This is a genomic window from Paenibacillus sp. FSL H7-0350 (genome assembly GCF_038593195.1).
Lineage (GTDB): Bacteria > Bacillota > Bacilli > Paenibacillales > Paenibacillaceae > Paenibacillus_AQ.
Genome location: NZ_CP151972.1, coordinates 3,848,638 through 3,867,593, shown reverse-complemented (window position 1 = coordinate 3,867,593; position 18,956 = coordinate 3,848,638). Strand labels below are relative to the sequence as shown.

Sequence of the window (18,956 nt, the reverse complement as noted above, 5' to 3'; positions counted from 1 at the left end):
GGCTCATTTTTTTGGGCGAACGGATAGGAGAGAGGATGAAAGGTATGTCGGGCTACGGAAAATGGGTAGCAGGGAGCAAGACCAAATGGATCACTCTGCTGGTGTGGATTGTACTGGTTGGGGTCCTTACAATGCTCTGGCCTTCGGTGAATTCACAGGTTGCCAATAATGCCTCCAATCTGCCGGAGGATTCACAATCGGTGCGGGCATCGGTCGTTGCCGAGAGAGAATTTCCGGCCGGAAGCGGAGTGCCGGCACTGCTCGTATGGCATCGTGACGGTGGAATCTCGGAGGAGGATCTCGTACATATAACCACAGTATACGGCAAGCTTGAGCAGCAGCCTCTGGAGCATCAGAACTTCGTTCCGCCGCTGGGCAAGCTGCCGCCGCAGGCGCTGCAGGCGTCCTTGTCGGAGGACCGGAGCACGCTCGTCACCCCGGTGCTGTTCGACAAGACGGCGGACAGCGACCAGCTCGGAGAGTCGCTGAAGAGCCTGAAGGAGCTGATCCGGACGGAGACGGGGAGTGACCCGTCTGCCGCCAAGCCGGACAGCGGAGACTTAAGCCTGCGCGTATCCGGCCCGGTCGGAATCTCGGTAGATGCTACAGGGCTATTCAAGAATGCCGATGTATCGCTGCTGATTGCCACCGTCATTCTGGTGCTGGTCTTCCTGCTGCTGATCTACCGTTCACCCATTCTGGCGTTGATTCCTCTGATAGCTGTAGGCTTTGCTTATGGCGTAACCAGCCCGGTGCTTGGTCTGATGGCCAGAGAAGGCTGGATTACGGTGGATTCGCAGGCGGTCTCAATTATGACAGTGCTGCTCTTCGGGGCAGGGACAGACTATTGCCTGTTCCTGATCTCGCGCTTCCGCCAGATGCTGAAGGTGGAGGAGAATAAGGGGCGTGCACTACTGAGCGCCATTTCCCATTCCTCGGGGGCGATTGCGATGAGCGGCTTCACCGTGGTGATGGCCCTCTTCGCTCTGCTGCTGGCCAAATACGGCGCGTACCACCGGTTTGCAGTGCCGTTCAGCGTCTCCATTCTGATTATGGGAATAGCCAGTCTGACCCTGGTTCCGGCCTTGCTGGCCATCTTCGGACGGACCTCCTTCTTCCCGTTCGTGCCGCGCACGCCGCAGATGGAAGCAGAGCGGGCCAAGGCCAAAGGCAGACCGGTGCCGCAGCCGCAGCCTGCCCGCCGCAAAGGAATCGGGTACCTGGTGGTATCCCGCCCGTGGGCCATTGTCGGAATTACGGTGGTGCTTCTGGGAGTGCTGGCCTCCTTCTCCAGCGGAATTAAGTTCACCTATGATATTCTGTCGTCGTTCCCGAAGACTATGGAGTCGCGGGAAGGCTTCGACCTGATTGGCAAGCAATTCTCCCCCGGTGAGCTGGCACCCGCCAAGCTGATGGTGGATACGGAAGGGTTATCCGGTGGAGAAGACCTGAAATCCGTGCTGAGCAGCCTATCCTACGTGGATGTGGTCTCAGACCCGCAGCAGGGATCCGTCAACCCGAAGATTACCGCCTATGACATTGAGTTCAAGGACAATCCGTATTCGATTGAGGCGATGAACCATATCCCGGCACTTCAGGCTACGGTTGAGTCTGCCCTGACGGAATCCGGGATTGAGAACGCGCAGGATAAGGTATGGATCAGCGGCCAGACTGCTACCCAGCACGATACCAAGGAGCTTGGAGAACGGGATACTGATCTAATCATACCGGTCGTTATCGGCCTGATTACGGTGCTGCTGCTGGTCTATCTCAGATCTGTGGTAGCCACAGTGTATCTGGTCGGGACGGTAATCCTGTCGTTCTTCTCGGCACTGGGCCTGGGATGGATCATCATTCATTATGTGCTTGGAGCAGATGCGATCCAAGGCTCCATTCCGCTATATTCCTTTGTTTTCCTGGTGGCGCTCGGGGAGGATTACAACATCTTCATGATCTCGAATATCTGGAAAAAGCGTAAGCATATGCCGCTGAAGCAGGCGATTGCAGAAGGTGTGAATGAGACCGGCTCAGTCATTACCTCCGCCGGACTTATCCTGGCCGGTACGTTCGCTGTATTGGCAAGTCTTCCGATTCAGGTTCTGGTTCAGTTCGGGATTATCACTGCGATCGGTGTCCTGCTGGATACCTTCGTTGTCCGTCCGTTCCTGGTCCCGGCCATCACCGTCCTCTTTGGCCGCGTGGCCTTCTGGCCGGGCAAGCATCAGGAGATCAGCGAAGCCTCTGCTTCGGATACACAGCGGTAAGAAGTAGTTAGTTCAGCAATTTTCTGAAAAAACAACAAAGAAATCGCCCTTTCGGGAAAATGGAAGATCCATCAACCATCCCGAAAGAAGCGATTTTTTTGCTTTTATAAAATATAAGAATCTATATGTTGCACACGATTAATTATCCTTCTATTTCTCGCTGAAACGGTACCGTCCTGTAAAAGGACGGTACCGTTTCCACTTGCCAGCGAATCTCTATTAAAGGGAGGAGCCCTTCTTTTGAGCGGAGCTAGTCAGCCTGAACGTCCGGAGTACGGCTGTGCACCAGCTCGTACTTGTCGAGCGAGGAACTGACAATGGCTTCATTCCGGCCGGCACCGCGGTGCGAGTCCCGGAAGGCGGGACTAGAGGTCCAGCCGTTCAGTGCCTCCTCATTCTCCCATACGGTGCAGATCTTCAGCTCCTCCACGCCTTCCTTAGGGGCGGCGTGCCACACCTCCATGCGAATGAAGCCGGGGATGCTCTGCACCCCGTTATCTGCGCTGAACCGTGAGGCCAGCGCTTGACCATGCCCTTCTTTGATCTTAATCGTATTGGTAACTACCAGCATGCCAAGTCCTCCTTGAAATATAAGAATTTATTTGTTGCACATGATAAATTATCCTTCTATTTCTCGCTGAAACGGTACCATCCTTTGAAAGGACGGCAAAGCCGTTTCCACTTGTTGGGCTGTAAGTAATGTCTGTCGTTATTGCGGATTCGTGGTCCAGATGCCTGCCGTCTTCAGGAAGACGCGATCAGGCAGCTTAAGGGCAGCCAGCGTCAGCTCGGCCACATCCTCCGGCTGCATCATCCGGTCCTCATCCCCGATCTTAAGACCCGCATCGGAAGCAAGGCCTGTATTCACTGTGCTTGGGGTCAGCGCAACGACACGGATATTATGCTTGCGTACCTCCATCGCCAGTGACTCCGTCATGCCCATTAGAGCAAACTTAGAGGCACAGTAGGCGGAGCCTGTGGCGAAGCCGCGTTCTCCTGCGGTGGAGGAGATATTGATGATATTGCCGCTCGAACGCTCAATCATCGCAGGCAGTGCCGCACGGGTCACATAATAGGCCCCGAACAGGTTGATCTGCATATGCCGTTCCCAGTCTGCCGGGTCCATCTCCAGGAACGTGCCGAACTGGGCGATCCCGGCGTTGTTAATAAGCGCGTCGAAGGGCCCAAGGTCCTTCTGCAGGGCTACTACCGCCCGCTCCGCTTCTTCACGTACTGCAATATCGGCCACGGCGATACTGACCTTGATGTCGTACACCTCGGTCAGCGCCGCCTTCAGCGCCTCAAGATCCGCTGAGGTTCTGGAGATTAGCCCCAGGTTGGCACCTTCCTTAGCCAGCGCCATAGCGAGCGCCTTGCCGATTCCCTTGCCTGCACCTGTAATGACAATACTGGTTCCTCTCAAATCCATAACCTGTCGTCACGCTCCTTATATATAGAATGATGGGTAATTCTAGAAGATACTGTCTATTATACCTGAGCAGCCGGGCACAATCACGCCAGAGCCGCAGCTCCGGCAGTGCAGGCTGCTGGCCCCCGGGACCACTTGTGCCGCTAATGCCCCGCAGCGCCCGGTCATCCCACTTTACTCTTCCGGCGTAATTGTCTTAAGCGGCAAGGTCGCCGGACCTTCGATTACATCGCCTTCATAGGAGAAGCGGGAGCCGTGACACGGGCAATCCCAGGAACGCTCGGCGTTATTCCATTCGCATTCACAGCCCATGTGGGTACAGGTTCTGTCGACAAGATGCAATTGGCCTTCGGGATCGCGGTAGGCACCCGCGCGTTTGCCGTCATGGAAGACAACAGCACCCTGATCCGGCTCCAGATCCTTTGTTTTGGTGTGTACAATCTCCACTTTTCCGGCGACCAGCTCTTTAGCGACAGAGAGGTTCTGCACGATGAAGTTCTTAATGGCAGGGACTGCCTTGAAGCGTGAGGGATCATATAACCTGGTGTAGGGGTTGCTGCTCCCCAGAATGCCGTCTGCGATCAGGCGGGCAGCCGCGGTTCCGTTCGTCATGCCCCACTTCCCGAAGCCGGTGGCGATATAGATTTCCTCGTCCTCGGCGCGCTTGCCGATATAGGGAACCCGGTCCAGCGTGATCAGATCCTGGGTGGACCAGCGGAACGGAATACTACGGATGCCCAGCAGCTCCCCGGCGAACCGCTCCAGATTCTCATAATGGCCGAATGTACAGATGCCTTGACCGGTCTTGTGGTTCTCCCCGCCGGCAATGACCAGCTTCTTGTCTCCCCATTCCACGGCCCGCAGCGAGCGGGTCGGTTCACCGGCACTCAGATACATGCCGCCCTCATAATCCGTCTCCGGCTCGAACGCCAGACAGTAGGAGCGTTCGGCATGCAGCCGCGAGAAGTAGAGGGACCCGCCGTCATAGAAGGGGAAGTGGGAAGCAGACACGGCATGGCGGCAACGGATCTGGAACTTCTCTCCCTCGGTATGCAGGATTATCTGTCCGTCCGTATCGGCCTTCTCCCCGATCATCGTATGCTCAAATACGGTGCCGCCCCTGTCCAGAACAGCCTGCAGCAGCCCCTTCAGATACTCCAGCGGATGAAAACGTGCCTGATCCGGCATCCGGATGGCTCCGCCCGCGCCCAGCGGCAGGGGTACCTGATCCAGCCACTCTCCGGGTAGTCCCAGCTTGCCATAAGCCTCGAATTCCTTATTCAGCGCCTTGAGTGTCTTCTCGTCGCCTTGATCCGCATACAGATAGGCCGCCTCCCGCTTCATCCCGCAGGACAGGTCCAGCTCCTCTGCTGTGGCAATCATCCACTCCATGGCCTCGCTGTTCGACTGATAATACATCCGGGCCTGCTCCTCGCCGAAATGCTTCACCAGATCATGATAGATCATGCCGTGCTGGGCGGAGATTTTGGCGCTGGTATAGCCGGTAGCCCCGCCGAGTATTTGTCCGGCTTCAAGCAGTGTGACCTTATATCCGGCCTTGGACAGCAGATAAGCGGTAGTAATCCCGGTAATTCCTGTTCCTACAATAGCTACATCTGTGACATGATCTTCAGCAAGTCTCGGAAAAGACGGCAGCCCGGTGCTGCCTACCCATAACGATTCCGGAAATTGCGGAAGACCTTGCGAATGGGGTTCCTGTGCATTCATAGTATATTCCCTCCTAAGTGATGATCCATTTCATTTATTACCACTCTTCCGTGAAAAGAAACGCTCCTCCTTCCCCAGCAGGTGCATGAAAACCGCCAGAAAGTGCCAACATAAGGAGAAGTTCGCAGAGAGACACGCTCAGGAAGGATGATCTATGCCCGGACAACAGCATAAGCAGAAGGCTTCTCTGGAATGGATCAGGAATGAGCTAAGCGGATTCGGCGACCTGGAGGACAAGCACATGGCTGTTCCGGCGGGAGGGGTCAGTCTGCTGTATATCAAAAGTGTCACAGACGCACAGGCGGTCAGCCGGAATATCATAGCCGCTTTTTACGAAATGAATCATCCGGCCACCTACTACAGCTACATTGCCAATTATCCGGGAAGTGAGGAGACAACAGACGGGCAGCGTGCCCTTGAGCTTCTGCTCAGCGGATATGCCTGCATCGGGAGGGAGGATAAGCTCTGCTTCTTCGATGTCCTGAAAGCCGAGACCGGCAGTATTAAGGAGACGATCACAGAGAGCATCAGCCAGGGACCTTCCGATGCGCTGGGAGAGAACCTGGCGGTGAATCTGAATATGGTCCGGCGGCGCTACCAATCCTCGGCACTGAAGACGGAATTCACCGTCATTGGCAGTGTCTCCAGGACCAAGGTGGCTATCCTCTACGATGAGGACCGGGTGGTATTCAATCTGGCGGAAGGAAAAGTGGCACTGCTGCTCGACACCACCGGCTATGCCATTGTGCTGCCATCTATCTTCAATGATTTCTTCACCGCGATGGATGACAAAATCCACCTCCCTTTTGTAGGGCGCTTCCTGAAGCTCCTGCGGATTATGGGTGGGCCATGACGCTGTGGCTGCCGGCCCTGTATATCGCCTTTACCTCTTATAATCCGGAGATAGTGCGTGTGCAGATTGCACTGCTGATCGGGGGAAGCCGGGCGACTGTGCCGTATCCTTCATTTGTTGAGGTGATGCTGATGCTGCTGATGATGGAGTTTCTGACCGAGGCCCGACAGCCACGACGGTTGGCGGCCTGATTCTGGGACGGGCGGCGACGGCGGCGGGGCTGATTGGTAACATTATGATTATTCTGGTCTCGGTTGTGGCAATCTCCAATTTCCTGATTCCGCTGAACCTGATAGCTTCTCCATCCGTGTGCTGAAGTATTTCTTCGTGATTGCAGCGGCCATGCTGGGGCTTGTCGGGGTGGTCGTCTGCCTGGTCGGCTTCACGATGTATTTGTGCAGTCAGCGCAGCTTCGGCCAGCCGTATTTCAAGATGTTCTTCCTGGACACCCTGGGGACTACCCTAAGGAAGAAAAGCGTGGGCGATGATGGCAAAAAGCCGTTATTTCTATTGTCTGTTTCTCATGAATTCTCTGATCAATATCATTAACTTCACCCCGCGGGAGCTGATCGATGCCCGGTTTGAGGGTGCGCAGTCCTCCATTGTGATTGCGGTGGTAACAGGTACTCTGTTCATCTACTTGTTCACCAAAGTCATCAATAAATTTCCCGGGCAGGGATTGCCGGAAATCTTCGGAGCGGCCTTGCCCAAGCTGCTGGCCTCCCCGCTGATCTTCATCTATGCTCTTCTCTGGTATACGGCCGGGGCACTGATTATGCTGTCCTTTGTGGATATTACCCTGCGGTTCATCAGCCCGGATACCTGGCCTTACGCGGTGTTGCTCGGCTTCCTGGCAGTTGTCTGCCTCTGTTCGAGGATGGATTCACTGTCGCTGCTCTACGGGCTGGAGGTGACACTCGGGATTACCCTGCCTTTGATCCTGTATGCGACAGTCAAGGCGGTGGTTAACCCGGACTTCAGCTGGGATGCCGTACTGCAGATTATGACATTCCCTGCATGCGCCGGATATGAACAGCCTCGCAGCGGCAACCTTTACATTCAGCGGGTACATCAATTTAGCGATTTTCAACCGGGTGTTTCATGGCTTGAAGCTGAAGCATCTTTGGAGCTTGAGTCTGGAGGGGCTGCTGGTGCTGGCCTTGACTTTTTATGTACCTATCGGGTATCACGGAACGGTCGGGATCGAGCGGCATGTCTATACCTGGTTCACAACGGCGGACAGCATCCGCATTGAGGCATTTCTGATTGAACGCATGCTGTACATCTTCTATTTCGCCTATATCACCCTATCGCTGGTCAGCGCCATTATCCAGTGGCATGTCGGCAAGGAGCTGTTGCTTAGTCTGCTTCCGTCCACGGCCAGAGCGCCGAAGAAAAAGCTGTGGCAGGAGATCATAATCCTTGCCCTTTTTGCAGCCGGCACAATTCTTCTTATGCGACTGGATCAATATAACCTTAACATTGCTGGAGGTGTTCCTCCTGCATCTACGCTGGTATGGGGAGCTGCTGCTGATTCTGCTGTTATTCTGGTGCTACTGGATGATAAGGAGGCGTAGAGCATGAGGGGGCGATGGGGCGGTATTATTATGCTGCTGCTGTGTGTGACGATTACAGGCTGTAACTTCAAAGATATCGACCGGCGAATCTTCGTGGTCGCCATCGGGATCGATCCCGGCCAGCAAGAAGGGACATTCAAGGTAAGCCTCAAGCTGGCCATTCCCCAGGGCGATGTTACGAAGATTGACGAGAAGATGCAGATTCTCACGGAGGAATCAGAGTGCATCTCCGAGGCGCTACGGAGAATGAAGTCCAAGGTGGAGAAGGAGCTGGATTATGTCCACTGCAAATCTGTCATTCTAGGCGAGGGGATTGCGGCCGATGATATCCGGCATGTCACAGACTGGGCGGTGCGGCGCAGAGATATCCAGCTTATTCTTAACTTCGCTATAGGAAGGCCGGGGGCACTGGAGGTGCTGAGGGTGAAGCCGCCCTCTGAGCGCATTCCATCGAATTCGCTGATCCTGGCGATGAGCGGGCAAGGAACAGAGTCACCTTTTATCTCAAGCGTGTACTCCTATCAGCTTATGAGAAGTATATATGAGAATGGCATAGGTCCTCTCACCCGATGAAACCCGCCTGTTCAATCTGCTGTCCCGTTCCAATCTGCGGACGAACTTCCCCGCCCATATAGGCAGCGGAATGTACCAGTACTATACCGAGAGCTCCTCCTCCGGCTACAAGATTGTTGTTCCCCGGGAAGGTGATCCTTACATCCGCTATACCATTAGAATCCGTGCGATCCTGGAGGAGAACAGTACGGAGGAGATGATTACCCACCAGATGCTGAAAAAGATTGGAGTGGCCGGTGCAGCGGAATTAAGCGGTGCCGTCAAGGCACTGCTGGTCAAAATCCGGGAGAGCGGCATGGACCCGATGGGCTGGGGACTGCATTACGGGGCGAGGCACTGGAATAACGGGACGGAAATGACGGTATGGAAGAGTCTGTACCCACGGCTTGATTTTCAGGTGAATGCCAAAGTGGACGTTAAATACTCGGGAATGATCAAATAGGGCTGTGCTGCATTGACGCTTTCAGCATCAGGACTTATACTTGATCTAAAAACAAATTAGAGGATGATGAAGATGAGAACCCTGAACCTTACCTCTCAGCGTCAAGCCGTATACGATATCGTCCGCAATTCCCATGATCACCCTACCGCTGCCGAAGTCATGAACCGGCTGGTCGAGCAGGGGCATAACCTGGCCTATGGAACGGTCTACAATTCCCTGCGCTATCTTACAGATAAGCAGATGATCCGCGAACTGAAGCTGGGCGAGGCGGCCAGCCGGTATGATGCGCGTCTGGACGACCACCAGCATATTGTCTGTGAAATCTGCGGTGCGGTGGATGAAGTAATGAGCCAGGTCCCGCAGGAGTGGAGCGATTCGGTAGCGGCGGATACGGGCTATTCGATCACTCATGCGCATGTGGTATTCGGGGGGATCTGCCCGGCCTGCCAGAGCAGGAATTCACGCCAGAACTAGGACGTTTGTATGAGCTGCGACAGTCGGCATTGTAACAGAATATAACAAAAGACCGTTTTCATTGGAACGGTCTTTTTGCTGTACTCCTATAAAAATTATCAATAAATATAGGGAAATTATCATTAATTACCGGAAAAAAGAGGGTTTTGGGGGCTGATATTTAATTATATATAAAGTCTGCTGCCATGATCCACCTTAAGACCCATGAAGAAAGAGAGAAAGCGAGAAAGAGAGAGTGAGTCCATCATATGAATAAAAAGGTGCGTCTGAACATCCGTACGAAGCTGATTACTACCTATCTGCTTGTCTTGCTGGTACCGAGCATCATTATAGGCTGGCTAACCTATCAATCTGCCAGCAGCACCATGGAGGAGCAGCTTACTAATAATGCCCAGGAAAGTGTAATTGCAGTGAACCAGATCATAAGTTCCAATATACAGTCGAAAATAGATGATATCCTCTATTTTGCCGGACAGCTTCCGGCAGATTCCATTAATAACGAGGCGGCTGGTCTGACGGCCCCTGAGCTGGGGAGCAGATTGAGGGAGTATGCGGCGCTTCATCCCGATGTGCTTGATATTTATGCCGGAACCAGCAAGGGAAAGAGCATCCGTGCGGCTGAGCTGGAGTTGCCGGAGGGCTATGATCCCCGCAAGGAAAATACATATATCAATGCGCTTAAGCAGGGCAGCGGCACAGTGATCTCCCCGGTATTTCAGACGGTGAAGGGGGAGAGCGCCATTGCGGTATCGGCGGTGCTCGCGGGCGGAGACGGCGTAGTCAGCCTTGATCTGAATCTGTCCTCCCTTGCCGATATGACGAAAATCAAGGTCGGCCAGGAGGGCTACATTCTGATTGTAGACAACAGCAAGAAATTCCTGGTTCATCCCACAGAAGCGATTGGCGCGGAATCTTCGCTTGAGTTCGTGAAGCAGATGTTCGGGAGCGAGAGCGGAAGCTTCGATTATGTATATAAGGATGCACCTAAGAAGATGACCTTCATGGTGAATGAGCTGACGGGCTGGAGAATCGGGGGCACCATCAGCCTGAATGAGATTACACAGGCAACCAGCGACATCCGTGAGACGGTCTGGCTGGTCCTCTCTATATCCGTGCTGCTGGCGCTGGTGCTGATCTATTTCAACATCGCGTCGATTTTGAAGCCGCTGATCCGCCTGCGCAAGGCAACTGAGCGGATTGCCGGCGGCGACCTGTCGCAGGATATCGGGGACTTCCGGGGGGATGAGATCGGTCTGCTGGCGGTGAATTTCCGCCAGATGGTGGATAATCTGCGGCAGATGATTATCGGGGTACAGACCATGACGGATAATGTCTCTTTCTCCGCTGAGCAGCTGAGCGCCGGGGCAGAGCAGACGACCAAAGCTATAGAGCATGTTACAGTGGCTATCCAGGAGGTGGCGGCCGGCACGCAGCAGCAGGTCAATAGTGTACATAAAGGGATGGCAAGCACAGCTGCCACCACAACCGAGGTAGCCCATATCTCGGAGTTCATGAAGCAGGTGTCGGTAATGATGGACAAGACCTCGCTGTCGGCTTCGGAGGGCAATGATTCGGTCATCAGCGTAGTCGACAAAATCAACGGGATTCATGAAACCGTGGAGGAAATGGGTACCGTCATTGATCAACTGAGCGAGCGGGTGGGGCAGATCCAGGGGATTACCGGTGTGATCTCGGGAATCTCGCGGCAGACGAACCTGCTGGCGCTGAATGCATCCATAGAAGCGGCCAGAGCCGGTGAACAGGGGCGCGGATTCGCTGTGGTAGCCTCGGAGGTCCGCAAGCTGGCAGAAGAATCCGGGAAGTCGGCAAGCCTGATCTCCGAACAGGTAGCCTCTATCCATTCAGAGATGCTCCGGGCTACGTCAACCATGGAGGATGCGAAGAGCAAGGTAATGGACGGCATTATGGCTGTGGATACAACGGGACGTTCGTTCTCTCGCATCCGCAGGGCAATTAAGGGGGCCGCAGAGACCATAGGCGGGATGAACGAAGGTGTTCAGACCCTGACTGCAGAAGCAGACAGTCTGGACCAGGCCATTAGCGAGATCCGCGGCATTACCGAGGCTGCGGCAGGCAGTACCGAGACGATCTCGGCAGCAGCCCAGCAGCAGCTTGCCTCGGTGGAAGAGATCGCCTCTTCCTCAGCCGACCTTAGCCGCCAAGCCGATGAATTGCAGCAGCTGGTCGGACGCTTCAAGCTGTACCCGGGAAACGAGGCTCCTGCCGTACCGGAAGCGGTCAAGCCTGGGGAGATCCGCCCTGAGGGCCAGCAGAATTCCTGAGGCCGAATATGCGGTCTGGTCTTTTCTTTTACCTCACTTTGCAAGTATACTGATAAGCAACAATACGGGGTGATGAAGGGGAGAATCGTTCATGGCAGAGCAATTAAAGGGCATTACCGTAGCCCTGGCCGGTCCGCGTAAAGCGGAAGACATGGCCAAGCTGGTAGAGAATATGGGAGGAATCGCGCTGCACCGTCCCGCTCAAGGGACAACCTTTCTGGATGATGCCGCCCTGCGTGAGGGGCTGATTGCCTGGACGGAGCAGCCGCCGGATCTGGCTATTCTGACTACCGGTATGGGGCTGGATGCATTGTTCGAGACGGCTGAGAAGCTTGCGCTTGCAGACCGCTTCCTGGAGGTTCTCTCTGCCTCACCTGTTGCTGCCCGTGGCTATAAGACAGTGAATGCCCTGAAGAAACGGGGAATTGAGCCGGTCGTGCGTGACGATGACGGCAGCTCTGCCGGACTGATCCGCGGCCTGCAGGACTATGATCTGCAGGGTAAGCGCATCATGCTTCAACTGCACGGGGAGACTGCCCCGCAACTGGTCGGATGGCTGGAGCAGGCAGGCGCAGCGGTAAGCTGTGTGCAGCCTTACCGGTATACTCAGCCGGAGCCTGGAGCGCTGGATCTGCTGCTTGCAGAGATTACGGAAGGGCAAGTGGATGCGGTGGCGTTCACAAGTGCCCCGCAGTTCCGCTTCCTGGCACAGCATGCGCGGGAGCAGGGGCGGCTTGCCGCGCTGGTGCAGGCTTTTGAAGACAGGGTGCTGGCGGTATCTGTCGGCCGTCTGACCTCGGAGGCTCTAAAGGAAGAAGGCGTGAAGCGGATCGTCATGCCGGAGCACGAGCGGATGGGCAGCATGTTCGTTACCCTGGGCCGCTATATTGCGGCTAACCGTTAGCAGCGGACATTCAATTACAACTACAAATACAGAGAGATATGGAGGAGGAGACCTATGGATAAGAGAAAATGCCTGTTGTTAGGCGATTACACACACCCCCGGTTTCACCCGTTGCAAGGTGTGGACAAACAGGTCAGTGAAATTCTGAATGAGCTTCTGACCGTGCAATGCTCGGAGAACAAGAAGCTGATGCTGAGCGAGCATCTCTCCGGATATGATCTGTGTATCGCATACAATGAATTGTGGAATGAAACCGTATCTCCACAGCAGACGGCAGGTCTGCTGAGCTATGTCAGCGGAGGCGGCGGTCTGATTGTCCTTCACACCGGAATATCCCTGGCGAAGCGTTATGAACTGGCCCAGCTGATTGGCGGCAGATTCACCGGCCATCCGGCTTATACTCCGCTTCAGTTCAAGGTGCAGGAGCATGATATTACCGAAGGCATTGAAGACTTCCAGCTCGATGAAGAGCCGTACCGGTTCGAGTTCGATCCGTTCACCGAGAAGCAGATTCTGCTCGAATATGAAGCGGACGGGGAGATGCTGCCTGCAGCCTGGTGCCACAGCTATGGCCTGGGACGGGTGGTCTATCTGATGCCCGGCCATCATGAGCCGTCGTTCCGGCATCCGGCGATCCGCCAGCTGATTCTGCGGGCAGCCACCTGGGCGGCGCGTATCCCCAGATAATTAGCAAATAATCAGTAATATCGAAGCTAAGCCCCACTTTGCGGGGTTATTTTGTGAAATGGCGGGCGAAGGGGTATACTTTATCCATAACTGCAATCTTTGGGAGGGAAGTACCATGAGTGATCTGTTGAAGAAAGCTATCTCATTAGGCGTAGGCCTCACCATTGTCAGCAAGGAAAAGGTTGAAAAGGTCGTAGACGAGCTGGTGAAGCGGGGTGAGTTGGCCCCGTCGGAATCCAAGGCTCTGGTGGATCGGCTGGTAGAGCGCGGAGATGAAGAACGGGGTGTGTTCAAGTCTGCCGTGCAGGAGCAGGTTCAGCGGGTGCTGAAGGAGCTTAAGGTACCTGTGCAGGAGGATATCACCAGGCTGGAGTCGCGTATTGCCCAGCTTGAGGGCCGTGTTGCCGAGCTGGAAGGCAAGTCACCCCAGGAGACCACCGTGCCGGAACAGCGTACGGAATAAATGGCTGTCCGCATAAGGCACGCCGGACGTTACCGGGCAATCGCCATGGCGCTTATGCGTCATGGCTTCGGCTATATGGTGGAGGAACTGGGCCTCTACCATCTTCTGTCGCTTCCCCGCCGGATCATCACACAGGAGGTTCATGAAAGTGTGACCCTCGCTGAACGGGTCCGCAGGGTGCTGGAGGAGCTGGGGCCGACCTTCGTCAAATTGGGCCAGCTTGCCAGTACGCGCTCCGATCTGCTGCCTGATGCGATTATTCAGGAGCTGGTCAAGCTGCAGGACAATGTGCCGCCATTCTCAGCCGAGACGGCCCGCAATATTCTGGAGCAGGAGCTGGACCAGCCTATTGATGCGGTCTTCGAATACTTCGAGAACAATCCGCTCGCTGCCGCCTCCATCGGCCAGGTGCACCGCGCTGTGCTGCATGGCGGGCAGAGTGTAGCGGTCAAAATACAACGCCCAGGCGTCATGCGGACGATGGGCAGGGATCTTGAGATTCTATCGGATCTAAGCCTGCTCGCCGAGCGCAAGATGGACTGGGCCAGGCAATACGGATTAGCCCGGATGGTCGAGGAATTCTCCCGTGCTCTGCTGGCGGAGCTGGATTATGCCCAGGAAGGGCGCAATGCCGAGCGTATAGCCGGGCAGCTGTCTGCCCAAGATAACGTATATATACCGGCCATCTATTGGGATTTCAGCTCCACCAGGATTCTGACCATGGAGTACATGGAAGGAATTACCCTGAACCGCAAGGACGAGCTGCTGGGCTCGGGTGTGAAGCTTAAGACGATCGCCCAGCAGTTTGTGGAGATGATGTTGAATCAGATTTTCATTCATGGCTTCTTTCACGCGGATCCGCATCCCGGCAATGTCATGGTGCTGAAGGACGGGAAGCTGGCTCTAATTGACTTCGGAATGGTCGGGCGGCTTAGCGAGGATATGAAGGATGGCCTGTCCGCGTTGGTGATTGCACTCATGCGCAAGAATACGGACTCGATGGTACGGGCCATTCTGCGCCTGGGAGTGATCCCGGAGGAGGCCGACCGGATGGCGCTGCACGAGGATATGGACCGGCTGCGCGAGCAGTATTATGATATCCCGTTCAAGCAGGTCAGCATCGGCAAGGCGCTGAATGATCTGTTCAGTATTGCCCGCAAGCACCGGCTGGTCATTCCGCCGGATCTGGCGCTGCTGGGCAAGACGATGCTGACCCTGGAGGGCATGGTCGCCAGCCTGGACCCGGCCTTCAGCATTATGCAGATGGCCGAGCCGTTCGGCAGACGTCTGGTCAAGCAGCGCTTCAGCGGAAGCCGCCTGCAGCGCAAGCTGCTGGGTGGGGTCGCTGATCTTGCCGAGAGTCTGGTCGAGCTGCCCGCCCAGGCCCGGCAGCTCTCCTCGCTGATCAGCAAGGGGAAGCTGAAGGTAGAGATCGGAGTACCCGAGCTGCAGGACCTGGAGCATAAGTTCAGCCGGATCGGTAACCGCCTCTCCTTCAGCATCGTGCTGCTGGCCTTCAGCATCATCATGGCTGGACTGATCGTTGCCTCCTCCCTGCGCGGGGAGCCGTCGCTGCTCTGGGACTTCCCGATTGTGGAGATCGGTTCAGTCATTGCACTGCTTATGATTCTGTGGCTGCTGTTCTCCATCTTCAAATCGGGCAGATTCTAGCCGGAAGAGCCGGATAAATAATTATTCTTCACCGGATGCACACAAAGGCTGCACAATCAAGTACAATATTAAGATAACTTGCCACAATTAAAGTGTAATGGAACGCAAATGGAGTGCCGTCTGAACGTCCGGTGGATCGCTGCTGCGCCGTATAACCGAACGTTTGACCGCTGCCTTGCGGGCCCATGGGACGGAAGGGCTCCGGTGACGGGGTGCTTCCGCTTTTATTTGAAACGATAAGAATGTGAACGGTACCGTCCTTGTAAAAGGGCCTGAGGGTGACATCCCCCTCTGCTAACGCTTGCGTACATTACTCCGTTACATGGATAAATATAAGTTATGGACTGACATGCTGAACTTAAATTTAGGGAAATTAGTGAGGTGGAGCAATTGCCGGGTTTTAAAGATTTAGGAGTATCAGAAGTGTTGATCGATCTGCTCAAGGGGCAGGGCATCGTGAAGCCGACGCCGGTGCAGGAAGAGGCGATTCCGCCACTGGTGCAGGGGCTGGATGTAATTGCGCGGGCGAAGACGGGAACGGGGAAGACGCTGGCTTTTCTGCTGCCGATTATGGACAAGATCCGGGTTGAGGCCGCGTATCCGCAGGCGCTGATTCTTGCGCCGACGCGTGAGCTGGCGCTGCAGATTACCGAAGAGGCGCGCAAGCTGGCCCGTCATACGGGTGTGAAGATTCTGGCGGTCTATGGCGGCCAGGATGTGGAGAAGCAGCTGCGTAAGCTGGAAGGCGGCAGACATCTGATCATCGGTACGCCGGGACGGCTGCTGGATCACCTGCGCCGGGAGACTCTGGACCTCAGCGGTGTGAAGATGCTGGTGCTGGATGAAGCGGACCAGATGCTGCATATGGGCTTCCTGGAGGATGTGGAGACGATCATCACGGCTGTGCCTTACCGCCGCCAGACGATGCTGTTCTCCGCGACAATGCCGGACCCGATCAAGCGGCTGGCAGCGAACTATATGAAGGAGCCGCTGGATGTCATTATCAAGAGCGGCTCGCCGATCCCTCTAGACAATATCCGCCAGCAGGTGGTGGAATGCTCGGACCGCAATAAGGAAGAGGCGCTGATCTCCCTGATCGAGCGCGACCGTCCTTACCTGGCGATCATCTTCTGCCGGACGAAGCGCCGGGCCATCAAGCTGAACGAGGCGCTGCAGGCGGCCGGTTATGAATGCGACGAGTTGCATGGCGATCTGTCGCAGGGCAAGCGCGAAGCCGTCATGAAGCGGTTCCGTGACGCCAAGCTCCAATTGCTGGTGGCTACGGATGTGGCGGCACGCGGCCTGGACGTTGAAGGGATCACCCATATCTTCAACTATGATCTTCCGCTGGATGCGGACAGCTATATTCACCGGATTGGCCGCACCGGCCGCGCCGGAGGCAAGGGCCTCGCGATCACGTTCGCTTCGCCGCGCGAGCGCGACGGGCTCGAGCTGATCGAGCACGGCATCTCCCAGCGGCTGGACCGCCGCCGGTACGAGAAGGATGAATTCGGCGTAGGCGAATTCACCTCCGTCCAAGGCGGCGGCTCGCCGCGCGGGCGGCAGAGCGCGGCGCCTGAAGCGGCGCGCGCCGGCCGTGGCGGCCGCGGGCAGGGCCGCAGCGGCGGTGCGCCGCGCGGCGAAGCCGCAGGGCGTCCGGGCGGGCGCGGACGCGGCGGCAAGGACGCAGGCGGCTGGGGCGCGCCTGCGGAAGGCGGCGGCCGCAGCCGGAAGGACGCGGCCGGAGGCGGCAAGCGCAGCGCGTACAGCGCAGCTGCGGCGCCGAAGGGCGACTCCGCCGGGCAAGGCGTGGCGAAGAAGCCGAGACCTGGCGGCGGCTACGGCGCCTTCGCCAGCGGCGGCGATAACGCACCAGCCAGCGGCTATGCTGCGGGTGCTGGTGCCGCGGGCGGGCGCGGCGGCAAGGGCGGCGCTGCGCGGGGCGGGGCCTCTAGAGGCAACGCCTCCCAGGGCGGGCCGAGCAGCGGCTACAGCACCAACGTATCCCGGGGCGCAGATGCCGGCGGCTTCAGCTACGGCGCTTCGAAGGGTGCCGGCTCGGGTGCCGGGTATAATCCCGGCGGCGCGAAGTCGAGCCCGAAATTCCGGGCGCATGTAGCGCGCAGCAACGATGCCGGGGGCGAAGGCGCCTCCGCTCCCAAAGGCGGCTCACGCGGCGGCTCCAAGGGCGGAAAAGGCGGCTTCAGCTCGGGCGGACGCAGCGGCGGCGGGAATTCATCGCGCGGCGGGCGCAGTGGAGGCTCCGGCGGCGGTTCACGCGGCGGACGCGGCTCCTCCAGATAAAGGCGCTTTACATGCATAGCTAATCCTTGTTACCATAGGGCCGTTGGCGTAACAGCCAATGACTCTATGGTAATATTTATTTACTGAAACCTTTTGGCTATTAGGCCTGTCTATTAGATACCGGAACAACCGGGTACAAGTATAGAGAGATACAGAATGTAACCTGCACTTTTGATACAACGGGTTCTGCCGAATTCAGAGTGCGAGGGTACACAACGTTTAGGAGGATTACACAGCATGTCCAAAACCGCCAAAATTGTCATTCTACTCATCGTCGTCATTGCGGTCGGCTGGGGAATCGGGAAGTATACGACACCGTCCGCTTCCCCGGAGAACGGAACCAATATTAACACAGGCACAGATCTGGGAGCCGAGGGGCCGGAGGCAGCGCCAGAAGCTTCGGCAGTGCCGGAGCCTACGGACCAGCCAGTTCCTGGCGGTTCAGGCAATGGTACTTCGGGGAATAATGATGCGGAGATGGTGGTAGCCGAGCCGGAGAGCATCGCGGTCATGGTCAATAAGCAGTACAGCCTGCCGGAGCAGTATAAGCCTTCCGATCTGGTTTACCCGGATGTTCCTTTTATTTTCTCGGAAAAAATTGAGAAGCGCATGCTGCGCCGTGAAGCGGCTGCGGCGCTGGAGGAGATGTTCGCGGGAGCGAAGGCGGACGGGGTCTATCTGGCCGGTGTATCCGGCTACCGTTCGGAATCGACCCAGAAAAGGCTGTTCAATAACTATGTCGCCAGAGACGGTGAAGAGAAGGCCCGTACTTACAGCGCCATGCCGGGACACAGCGAGCATCAGACCGGACTGGCCATTGACCTGTCCGGCAGAGACGGCAAATGTGCAGCCGAGAGCTGCTTTGCAGGGACGAAGGAAGCGGAGTGGCTTGCCGCCCATGCGGCTGAATACGGCTATATTATCCGGTTCCTTGAGGGCAAGGAGGCCATTACCGGGTACAAGTACGAGCCTTGGCATGTCCGTTATGTAGGCAAGGAGATAGCCGCTTCCATCGCCGAAAGAGGGATTACACTGGAAGAATATTATGACGCCGTCCCGGTGTCGAATTAGGTTCATACTATAATCAGGCGGTCCCGCAATTTGCGGGGCCGTTTGTGTGTCTGGGCGGGCGGTCAGGGGCTTGTTACCAGTATCTGTATTTCCACAAGTTCACAAAATCCACAATATCTCCACAAGGTGTGCCCGGACGCTAGCGGGGTGCTATAGTTGAGTAATATATACTCTGGTCATACACGTCACAGGAAATAAGTGGATTTCATCCAC

General features: G+C 56.2%; 18 protein-coding genes and 1 pseudogene. 16 read left to right on the top strand and 3 right to left on the bottom strand.

Annotated elements, in window-relative coordinates:
• Window positions 1–35: 35 nt before the first annotated feature.
• Window positions 36–2,264: an MMPL family transporter gene (locus tag NYE24_RS17665; protein WP_076159245.1), complete on the top strand. Its 2,229-nt coding sequence runs from the start codon at window positions 36–38 to the stop codon at window positions 2,262–2,264.
• Between the two features lie 250 nt (window positions 2,265–2,514).
• Here the strand turns inward: NYE24_RS17665 and NYE24_RS17660 are convergent, their stop codons facing one another.
• The 3 genes from NYE24_RS17660 to NYE24_RS17650 all read right to left on the bottom strand — a co-directional run bounded on the left by NYE24_RS17660 (window position 2,515) and on the right by NYE24_RS17650 (window position 5,421).
• Window positions 2,515–2,835: an antibiotic biosynthesis monooxygenase gene (locus NYE24_RS17660; protein ID WP_036692183.1), complete on the bottom strand. Its 321-nt coding sequence runs from the start codon at window positions 2,833–2,835 to the stop codon at window positions 2,515–2,517.
• Between the two features lie 138 nt (window positions 2,836–2,973).
• Window positions 2,974–3,693, bottom strand: a complete 720-nt coding sequence (locus NYE24_RS17655; RefSeq protein ID WP_036692186.1) for a 3-ketoacyl-ACP reductase — start codon at window positions 3,691–3,693, stop codon at window positions 2,974–2,976.
• A 174-nt stretch (window positions 3,694–3,867) separates the two neighbouring features.
• Window positions 3,868–5,421, bottom strand: a complete 1,554-nt coding sequence (locus NYE24_RS17650) for an FAD-dependent oxidoreductase (RefSeq protein WP_076159242.1) — start codon at window positions 5,419–5,421, stop codon at window positions 3,868–3,870.
• A gap of 154 nt (window positions 5,422–5,575) precedes the next feature.
• On the opposite strand from NYE24_RS17650, the gene NYE24_RS17645 reads away from it, so the two are divergent.
• The 15 genes and pseudogenes from NYE24_RS17645 to NYE24_RS17575 all read left to right on the top strand — a co-directional run bounded on the left by NYE24_RS17645 (window position 5,576) and on the right by NYE24_RS17575 (window position 18,743).
• On the top strand, window positions 5,576–6,274 hold the full coding sequence (locus NYE24_RS17645) for a spore germination protein (protein WP_342476300.1): 699 nt from the start codon (window positions 5,576–5,578) through the stop codon (window positions 6,272–6,274).
• Window positions 6,271–6,590, top strand: a pseudogene (locus tag NYE24_RS17640) (spore germination protein). The gene NYE24_RS17645 and the pseudogene NYE24_RS17640 overlap by 4 nt, the downstream one beginning before the upstream one ends.
• Window positions 6,578–6,823 carry a spore germination protein gene (locus tag NYE24_RS17635; protein WP_342479255.1) on the top strand — a complete coding sequence of 82 codons (246 nt, stop codon included), beginning with the start codon at window positions 6,578–6,580 and terminating at the stop codon, window positions 6,821–6,823. The pseudogene NYE24_RS17640 and the gene NYE24_RS17635 overlap by 13 nt, the downstream one beginning before the upstream one ends.
• The gene (locus NYE24_RS17630) at window positions 6,798–7,529 is read left to right on the top strand and encodes a GerAB/ArcD/ProY family transporter (RefSeq protein WP_342476299.1); all 732 of its coding nucleotides are present in this window, start codon (window positions 6,798–6,800) and stop codon (window positions 7,527–7,529) included. The genes NYE24_RS17635 and NYE24_RS17630 overlap by 26 nt, the downstream gene beginning before the upstream one ends.
• Window positions 7,435–7,851 carry a hypothetical protein gene (locus NYE24_RS17625; protein ID WP_342476298.1) on the top strand — a complete coding sequence of 139 codons (417 nt, stop codon included), beginning with the start codon at window positions 7,435–7,437 and terminating at the stop codon, window positions 7,849–7,851. The genes NYE24_RS17630 and NYE24_RS17625 overlap by 95 nt, the downstream gene beginning before the upstream one ends.
• A 3-nt stretch (window positions 7,852–7,854) precedes the next feature.
• Window positions 7,855–8,424, top strand: coding sequence for a hypothetical protein (locus NYE24_RS17620; RefSeq protein ID WP_051493267.1), 570 nt, complete (start codon window positions 7,855–7,857; stop codon window positions 8,422–8,424).
• A 7-nt stretch (window positions 8,425–8,431) separates the two neighbouring features.
• Window positions 8,432–8,866 (top strand): Ger(x)C family spore germination C-terminal domain-containing protein, encoded by a 435-nt coding sequence (locus NYE24_RS17615; protein ID WP_084648834.1) that lies wholly within the window; start codon window positions 8,432–8,434, stop codon window positions 8,864–8,866.
• Between the two features lie 72 nt (window positions 8,867–8,938).
• A complete protein-coding gene (locus NYE24_RS17610; RefSeq protein WP_342479254.1) occupies window positions 8,939–9,340 on the top strand; it encodes a transcriptional repressor in 402 nt (133 codons plus the stop codon).
• Between the two features lie 248 nt (window positions 9,341–9,588).
• Entirely contained in the window at window positions 9,589–11,643 is a 2,055-nt protein-coding gene (locus NYE24_RS17605) for a methyl-accepting chemotaxis protein (protein ID WP_076159239.1), read from the top strand.
• A 91-nt stretch (window positions 11,644–11,734) separates the two neighbouring features.
• Complete coding sequence (locus tag NYE24_RS17600; RefSeq protein WP_342476297.1) at window positions 11,735–12,547, top strand: uroporphyrinogen-III synthase; 813 nt, start codon at window positions 11,735–11,737, stop codon at window positions 12,545–12,547.
• Window positions 12,548–12,601: 54 nt separating this feature from the next.
• Window positions 12,602–13,234, top strand: a complete 633-nt coding sequence (locus NYE24_RS17595; RefSeq protein WP_036692195.1) for a ThuA domain-containing protein — start codon at window positions 12,602–12,604, stop codon at window positions 13,232–13,234.
• A 115-nt stretch (window positions 13,235–13,349) separates the two neighbouring features.
• Complete coding sequence (locus NYE24_RS17590) at window positions 13,350–13,697, top strand: ATP synthase subunit B (RefSeq protein ID WP_036692199.1); 348 nt, start codon at window positions 13,350–13,352, stop codon at window positions 13,695–13,697.
• The gene (locus tag NYE24_RS17585; RefSeq protein WP_036692201.1) at window positions 13,698–15,368 is read left to right on the top strand and encodes an AarF/UbiB family protein; all 1,671 of its coding nucleotides are present in this window, start codon (window positions 13,698–13,700) and stop codon (window positions 15,366–15,368) included.
• Window positions 15,369–15,749: 381 nt separating this feature from the next.
• On the top strand, window positions 15,750–17,672 hold the full coding sequence (locus tag NYE24_RS17580; RefSeq protein WP_342476296.1) for a DEAD/DEAH box helicase: 1,923 nt from the start codon (window positions 15,750–15,752) through the stop codon (window positions 17,670–17,672).
• Window positions 17,673–17,909: 237 nt separating this feature from the next.
• Entirely contained in the window at window positions 17,910–18,743 is an 834-nt protein-coding gene (locus NYE24_RS17575; RefSeq protein ID WP_036690412.1) for a M15 family metallopeptidase, read from the top strand.
• Window positions 18,744–18,956 lie beyond the last annotated feature (213 nt).

Bases quoted from the DNA above. Each gene is read 5' to 3' on its own strand.
- NYE24_RS17665 (WP_076159245.1), top strand. From the start codon at position 36: ATGAAAGGTATGTCGGGCTACGGAAAATGGGTAGCAGGGAGCAAGACC.
- NYE24_RS17660 (WP_036692183.1), bottom strand. From the start codon at position 2,835: ATGCTGGTAGTTACCAATACGATTAAGATCAAAGAAGGGCATGGTCAA.
- NYE24_RS17655 (WP_036692186.1), bottom strand. From the start codon at position 3,693: ATGGATTTGAGAGGAACCAGTATTGTCATTACAGGTGCAGGCAAGGGA.
- NYE24_RS17650 (WP_076159242.1), bottom strand. From the start codon at position 5,421: ATGAATGCACAGGAACCCCATTCGCAAGGTCTTCCGCAATTTCCGGAA.
- NYE24_RS17645 (WP_342476300.1), top strand. From the start codon at position 5,576: ATGCCCGGACAACAGCATAAGCAGAAGGCTTCTCTGGAATGGATCAGG.
- NYE24_RS17630 (WP_342476299.1), top strand. From the start codon at position 6,798: ATGAATTCTCTGATCAATATCATTAACTTCACCCCGCGGGAGCTGATC.
- NYE24_RS17620 (WP_051493267.1), top strand. From the start codon at position 7,855: ATGAGGGGGCGATGGGGCGGTATTATTATGCTGCTGCTGTGTGTGACG.
- NYE24_RS17610 (WP_342479254.1), top strand. From the start codon at position 8,939: ATGAGAACCCTGAACCTTACCTCTCAGCGTCAAGCCGTATACGATATC.
- NYE24_RS17605 (WP_076159239.1), top strand. From the start codon at position 9,589: ATGAATAAAAAGGTGCGTCTGAACATCCGTACGAAGCTGATTACTACC.
- NYE24_RS17600 (WP_342476297.1), top strand. From the start codon at position 11,735: ATGGCAGAGCAATTAAAGGGCATTACCGTAGCCCTGGCCGGTCCGCGT.
- NYE24_RS17595 (WP_036692195.1), top strand. From the start codon at position 12,602: ATGGATAAGAGAAAATGCCTGTTGTTAGGCGATTACACACACCCCCGG.
- NYE24_RS17590 (WP_036692199.1), top strand. From the start codon at position 13,350: ATGAGTGATCTGTTGAAGAAAGCTATCTCATTAGGCGTAGGCCTCACC.
- NYE24_RS17585 (WP_036692201.1), top strand. From the start codon at position 13,698: ATGGCTGTCCGCATAAGGCACGCCGGACGTTACCGGGCAATCGCCATG.
- NYE24_RS17575 (WP_036690412.1), top strand. From the start codon at position 17,910: ATGTCCAAAACCGCCAAAATTGTCATTCTACTCATCGTCGTCATTGCG.